Annotated in this window: 6 protein-coding genes; 1 reads left to right on the top strand and 5 read right to left on the bottom strand. The window is 40.6% G+C overall.

What is annotated here, in order from left to right; genetic code table 11:
- Positions 1–637 (top strand): PAS domain-containing protein (locus HT734_RS06860; RefSeq protein ID WP_173308485.1); only part of this gene is annotated, 637 nt, incomplete at its 5' end.
- A gap of 168 nt (positions 638–805) precedes the next feature.
- On the opposite strand, the gene HT734_RS06855 is transcribed toward HT734_RS06860, so the two are convergent.
- The 5 genes from HT734_RS06855 to HT734_RS06835 form a co-directional block, all read right to left on the bottom strand.
- Positions 806–1063: a DUF896 family protein gene (locus HT734_RS06855; protein WP_173278330.1), complete on the bottom strand. Its 258-nt coding sequence runs from the start codon at positions 1061–1063 to the stop codon at positions 806–808.
- 42 nt (positions 1064–1105) lie between these two features.
- Positions 1106–3142, bottom strand: a complete 2037-nt coding sequence (glyS, locus tag HT734_RS06850) for a glycine--tRNA ligase subunit beta (protein ID WP_173278332.1) — start codon at positions 3140–3142, stop codon at positions 1106–1108.
- A gap of 259 nt (positions 3143–3401) precedes the next feature.
- Entirely contained in the window at positions 3402–4319 is a 918-nt protein-coding gene (gene glyQ / locus HT734_RS06845; RefSeq protein WP_173278334.1) for a glycine--tRNA ligase subunit alpha, read from the bottom strand.
- A gap of 540 nt (positions 4320–4859) precedes the next feature.
- Positions 4860–5621 carry a hypothetical protein gene (locus HT734_RS06840; protein ID WP_000429572.1) on the bottom strand — a complete coding sequence of 254 codons (762 nt, stop codon included), beginning with the start codon at positions 5619–5621 and terminating at the stop codon, positions 4860–4862.
- Between the two features lie 272 nt (positions 5622–5893).
- Entirely contained in the window at positions 5894–6736 is an 843-nt protein-coding gene (locus tag HT734_RS06835) for an aldo/keto reductase (RefSeq protein ID WP_173278336.1), read from the bottom strand.
- Positions 6737–6741 lie beyond the last annotated feature (5 nt).

Below are 6741 nucleotides of genomic sequence, written 5' to 3'. Positions count from 1 at the left end.
CACCATTCAAGGTGTTGACCCTGATGATCCTGAATGGGTAGAAAAAGCAGCTGAACTTGTTGGAGCTGTTTCTGGAGACACTTACGTTAAATTAGACCACGGTATCTTGACAGTTAACCAAATTGATATGTTCTTGAAAGCAATGCCATTTGAGTTGACATATGCGGATGATAATAACCAATTCTTGTACTATAATAACGCACATCAAGATCCAAACACTATGTATGGTAAACGTGTACGAGTTCAAGCAGGTAGCCGACTAGGAACAGTACATGCTTCTCTTCCACCTGCAAGAATGAAGAACGTTGAATGGGTTGTTGGTGTACTTCGTAACGGAGATCAAGAGTATGTTCGTACAATTGTACCAGGAACTCCAGAAGGCGTTATTAATACACATAACTACAAGGCAATGTACTACCCAGATGGTTCATATGCTGGAATTAATGAAATTATCTTTAATTTCCAACCATGGCTTGATTGGTACTTAGAAACAACTGGTCAACGTCTAGTTGGTGGAAATGCTGCAGCTCCTGCTGGAGGACACGGCGGAGCAGATGCCACATCTGGAGCTTCTGATGCAGGTGATGCTGGAAGCCACGGTGGTGACGCCGATGCTACATCTGGCGCAAGTAACTAATAATAGTTTTAGGAACCATCTTGGTTCCTTTTTTAGCAAAAAAAGACTAGCAGAGACAAACTGCTAGTCTTTTGGTTATTATACTCTTCAAAAATCAAATTCAAACCACGNNTTTGATTTTCATTGAGTATTATTTTATCTATCCTTGTTAAAAGAAAGAAAATTCTATTATGAATTTGGGTCATCAAGACTACGGCCATGTAAACCTTTTTCACGTTGGACTTGGCGTAGTTTTTCTGGTGTAAGGTCGTTTCCTTCTTCGTCCACAATTTTGATTCCTTCGATGTGGTGACGAACAGCGCGACGATAACCTTCGATGTACTCCTCACGTAGTTTAGCTTGTTCCACTTTTTCTTCTGGTGTCAAGCCTTCTGCTTTTTTCTTTTTGGCAAGCTCATTGATACGATCAATTTTTTTAGGATCCATGTTTCTCTCCTTTATGATAAGATTTAATCCGTTTAACAGATTTTATTTGGTATTGATTTGGTTAAAACGTGCAAGTTTAGCTGCTTTCTTGGTTAATTGAGACAAGATAGCCAAGCGATTTTTACGAACAGCCTGATCTTCTGCCATTACCATGGTGTTCTCAAAGAAAGCATCAATAACTGGACTAAGCGCAAAGAGCTGTTTCAATTGTTGACTGGCAGTCCCTGACAAAACGAGTGATTCGACGGCTTCTGCCAAGGCTTTCTCTTGGTCATTTTCAAAAAGTGCTGAATCAACTGTAGCAACACCTTCTGCCTTCTCAGCCAAGTTAAAGGCACGAGAAAGTGATTCAACAGATGGTTTGAAATCTTCTTCCTTGCTTGCTTCTACGAGAGCACTTGCTGCTTCCAACATATCCGCCACAACAAAGTTTGATCCTGCAAGAACTGCTTCCTTGATGTCTTTTGGAGTAGAACCCATCATCTTATCAACACGAGCCTTGATAAAGTCCATAACCTCTGCCTTATTTTCATAAGTCAAGCTGTCAAATGTTAGATCATAAAGGCTATCAATCAGCTCATCCATAGCAATGTGCCAACCAAAGGCATCCAAGATACGAACCACACCTTGAGTTGCACGGCGAAGAGCATAAGGGTCATTAGATCCTGATGGAATCAAACCTACTGAGAAGAAACTCAAAATCGTATCCAATTTATCTGCAATGGCAAGCACTGCACCGACCTTACTCTCTGGAAGTTCTCCTTCGGCTGATGTAGGCATGTAGTGTTCACGAATAGCAGTTGCCACCGCTGGAGTTTCACCAGCAAGAAGGGCATATTTTTCACCCATAATTCCTTGGAGCTCGTCAAATTCACCAACCATCCCAGTCAACAAGTCAAACTTGTAAATGGCTGCTGCACGAGCTAGGTCAACTGTTTCATCAGCTGATAAACCTGCTTTTTCTGCCAAAAGTACAGCGATTTGACCCGTACGAATCATGTGTTCACGAAGGGAACCAATCTTCTCGTGGAAAGTGACATTGTTTAATTTTTCAACAAGATCTGAAATCACCAATTTTTGGTCTTCACGCCAGAAGAATTCTCCGTCTTCCAAACGAGCTACCAAAACTTTTTCATTTCCTTTGATGACATTTTCCAAATGCTCTGCGTTTCCGTTACGAACAGAAATGAAGTTTGGCAAGAGGTTTCCATCTTGATCACGGACAACAAAATAACGTTGGTGTTCTTTCATCGAAGTCACCAAGACTTCTTCTGGAACTTCAAGGTATTTGGCATCAAAACTTCCCATAAAGGCAGTTGGGTATTCAACCAAGTTCAAGACTTCATTAAGCAAATCCGCATCAATTTCGATACTTACACTGTGTTCAGCTTCGATTGCCTTAATTTGGTCAACAATCATTTGCTCACGTTCACGTGGATCTGCGATTACAAACTGCTTACGAAGATCTTCTTCATAGCTCAAAGCTGACTGAATCTTGGTTTCTTTTCCTAAGAAACGATGGCCACGGCTCACACGCCCTCCCTTAATATCAAGGAAATCCAAATCAAACTCTTCTTCATCTAAAAGAACAGTTAAAGTGTGAACAGGACGAATGTATTCAAAGCTATTTCCAGCCCAGTGCATGCTGACAGGGAAAGTCAATGACTTCAAGACATCTACAACACCAGGAACAATGTCTTCAACTGCTTGACCAATTTCTTCCTTAGTGACATAGACATATTCTTCACCCTTGATTTCACGGAATTCGATATCTTCAACAGTCAATCCTTTTCCACGGACAAATCCTTGAGCTGCTTTGGTGAAGTTCCCATCACTATCCAAGGCAATTTTCTTTGCTGGTCCCTTAAAATCTTCTGTCAAATCAGACTGTTTGTCTGCAAGACCAGTTACACGAACAGCCAAACGACGTGGTGTTGAGAAGGTCTGAATAGCTTCAAAAGACAGGCGGTTTTCCTTGAGGAAGGCTGCCATTTTTTCGCCTAGTTGTTTTTCACTTGGTGTGACAACATAGGCTGGTAATTCTTCAAGACCGAGTTCTACTAATAAGTTTTTTGTCATGTTTTTTCCTTTACATTTTCTTCAATCTTTTTTGATATGCACCTTAGGTACTGGGGACGTCGCTAACTAACTTTGTGAGTCTGTATGGAAATCTAATGCAATATTGATCAAGATTTCCAACAGTCTCATCAAAGTGGATTTAGCTGACTGATTTTTGAACCTAAGGTTTCAAAAATCCCCACATAACAGTACGGCGGTGCATATCCCTCTAGCAAGTCTTCGACTTGCCACTAACGATTTTAGAGCACAGTATTACTCACTATTCTGCGTCTTCTGCTAAGAGTTTAGCTCGTGTTTCTTCATCCAAAAGTGGGTAACCTAGGCGTTTGCGTTCTGCAACAAAGGTTTTTGCTACGACACGGGCCAAGTTACGGATACGGGCGATATAGCCTGCACGCTCTGTTACAGATACTGCACCACGCGCGTCAAGCAGGTTAAAGGTGTGTGAACATTTGAGAACATAGTCATAGGCAGGGTGTACTAATCCTTCTTCCAAGGCACGACCAGCTTCTTTTTCAAACTTATCAAAGTTTTCAAGCAACATTTCTTGATCTGAAATTTCAAATGAATATTTTGAGTGCTCATACTCAGGCTGAATAAAGATTTCTCCGTATTTTACACCATCAGCCCATTCGATATCATAGACAGAATCCACTTCTTGAATATAAGAAGCCAAGCGTTCCAAACCATAAGTAACTTCTGCAGTCACAGGCCCAGTTGCCAATCCACCGACTTGTTGGAAATAAGTGAACTGAGTAATTTCCATCCCATCAAGCCAAACTTCCCAACCAAGACCTGCAGATCCAGTTGATGGGTTTTCCCAGTTGTCCTCAACGAAACGAATATCGTGTTCCAAAGTATTGATTCCCAATTTTTCCAAAGACTCAAGGTAAAGTTCCTGGATATTTGATGGAGATGGCTTCATGACCACTTGGAATTGGTGGTGTTGGTAAAGACGGTTAGGATTTTCTCCGTAACGACCGTCAGCAGGACGACGTGATGGTTCTACATAAGCCGCATTCCATGGCTCAGGTCCGATAGCACGAAGGAAAGTGTAAGGACTCATGGTTCCCGCACCTTTTTCGTTGTCATAAGCCTGCATAAGCATACAACCTTGGTCATTCCAAAATTGTTGCAAAGTCAAAATAATTTCTTGAAATGTTAATTTCTTAGACATTGAATACTCCTTAATAAAAATAATTTCTTGCGACACGAGTCTGCCTCGTCGATTATACGAGGCAAGACGAGTTAGTACTGCGTCTAGCTCAGCACCCTAGTACTGAGCATGGGGCAGTCCGACTGTAAGGAGGTTTCTGCCACTGATGCAGTGGAAAGTCAATTTTTTAGACATTGTTTACTCCTTTTTATATAAATTACTTGCGACACGAGTCTGCCTCGTCGATCATACGAGGCAAGACGAGTTAGTACTGCGTCTAGCTCAGGCACTCTAGTGCTGAGCGTGGGGCAGTCCGACTGTAAGGAGGTCTCTGCCACTGACGCAGTAGAAAGTCAATTTTTTAGACATTATTTACTCCTTTTTATATAAATTACTTGCGACACGAGTCTGCCTCGTCGATCATACGAAGCAAGACGAGTTAGTACTGCGTCTAGCTCAGGCACTCTAGTACTGAGTGTGGGGTAGCCCGACTGTAAGGAGGTCTCTACCACTTACGCAGTAAAATGTTAATTTCTTAGACATTGTTTACTCCTTTAGTTTTTATATTTCTTTTTCAATTAATTTCTGCTGAACAAACCAATTTAACAAGGGAAGAGTTTTATCTGTATTTGCCCATAAATGATAAGAATCGAAGACCGCTTGTACACTACCTAGATTTTCTACCAACTTATCTATTGTCAAAAAACTACGCCAGTATTCGTAAAAAATACTTGCATAGTTCTTATCATAAGTCGAAGAACCAAAATCATTCAATGAATGCCAACCATACTTCTTCTGAAAAAGTTCTACAAGAGATTGATTACAAATTTTTTCCGCTTGAAATTCCTCTTCTGTCAAGAAATACTTGCGACTAATATATTCAACCATCCCCTCTTCGAACCATATATAAGAGTCGTAACCATCAAAATCATCTAAAAAATGCTCCGACCAATGAGCTAACTCATGTCCTACAATCTGCAAGAGGAAATTTTCAGATAAAGAATGATAGTGACTTTCTATTGCTTGAGTTTGCTGAGAACACTCGTAGTCCATCAACTGATACAAATACAACTCTTTCCAAACAGCTAAATCAGGCGTCATAACCATTCGTCTATTATTTGTATAGGCTGGAACAGCACTTTCCCTAATAATCTGTGTAGCAGCATTAAAACTTGACCAAATAACGGCTTGCGGTAAATCACAGACTGCAAGTTCATTCTTTAAAAAAGATTGATAATCTTTCAACTTTTCAGTATTTCTTACTACAAAATCACGAAATGTAGCTAGTTGACTATCGTCTTTTACAAGATAAAGGTTTTCCACGTCTCTCCTTTCTTTCACATAATAGACTGAATAAGCGAAAGAACCGCGTCCGACAATCCTAGGTTGATTTAACCTAGGGGCGTCAAAAACGCGGTTCCACCCTAATTTATTACTTCATTGTTTTTGAAAATACTACAGAAAGCGCCAGCTCTTTATTTTGTCCTACTTGGCTCCCACTATCCCAAGCTCGCTTGAAGAACGCCATAAGACTTTCTTTCCTGCTGACTATTATATCAAAAATTAGAACAATGTACAATTCTTTTTATGATTTTCTAGAAATCCATATCATCAACTCGTGGAGCACCCGACTGAACAGCTATCGTTTTTAATGTTTCTAGCTCCTCATGACTCAGTTCAATTCCAAAGCAATCAAGATTAGCTTGAATACGAGAAGCTGTGACAGATTTCGGAAGTGGTAAAAATCCTTCTGCTAAGCTCCAGGCCAAGGCTATCTGAGCAACCGATTTTCCATGATTTGCCGCGATTTCTTGGACTTCCTTACTATCAAATAGTTCTCCCTGACCAAAAGGTCCCCAAGCTTCCAATAAAATTCCTTTTTCTCGACAGTAATCTACGACTTCCTCTTGATAGACACCTGGAGCCAAACGAACTTGATTGACCGCTGGAAGAATTTTTGCTGTTTCAAGCAAGGCATCCAAATGATGGGGAAGGAAATTACTAACTCCGATAGCACGGATTTTGCCTTCTAGGTAAAGATCTTCCATCGCTCTCCAGACTTCTGAATTTCGGATTTTCCATTGGTCATTTTCTCTGAGCGGTTTTGGATTTGGCCAATGAATCAAATACAAATCCAAATATTCCAAGCCCAGCTTCTCTAAAGACTCTTCAAAAGCCTGACGAGCTTGCTCATAGTTGTGATTTCTATTCCAGAGTTTGCTGGTTACAAAAATTTCCTCACGCGGAACGCCACTATCTTGAATAGCACGACCAACACTTTCTTCATTTTTATAGATAGCTGCCGTATCGATATGGCGATAGCCTGCCTTTAAAGCCTCTAGGACAGCTTGGTAAGCAATCTCCCCATTTTCAGCCTTCCAGGTTCCAAAACCCAGAACTGGTATTGTAACGCCATTATTTAAAGTATAAGATTTCATTATTT

Source organism: Streptococcus sp. k-90, assembly GCF_013277565.1.
Classification (GTDB): Bacteria; Bacillota; Bacilli; order Lactobacillales; family Streptococcaceae; genus Streptococcus.
Note: the sequence above shows the minus strand (reverse complement) of the source record. Positions and strands in the feature narration are given on the sequence as shown.

What these genes read in the sequence shown, in the direction of transcription:
- HT734_RS06855 (WP_173278330.1), bottom strand. Translation starts at nt 1,063, where the DNA reads ATGGATCCTAAAAAAATTGATCGTATCAATGAGCTTGCCAAAAAGAAA.
- glyS (WP_173278332.1), bottom strand. Translation starts at nt 3,142, where the DNA reads ATGACAAAAAACTTATTAGTAGAACTCGGTCTTGAAGAATTACCAGCC.
- glyQ (WP_173278334.1), bottom strand. Translation starts at nt 4,319, where the DNA reads ATGTCTAAGAAATTAACATTTCAAGAAATTATTTTGACTTTGCAACAA.
- HT734_RS06835 (WP_173278336.1), bottom strand. Translation starts at nt 6,736, where the DNA reads ATGAAATCTTATACTTTAAATAATGGCGTTACAATACCAGTTCTGGGT.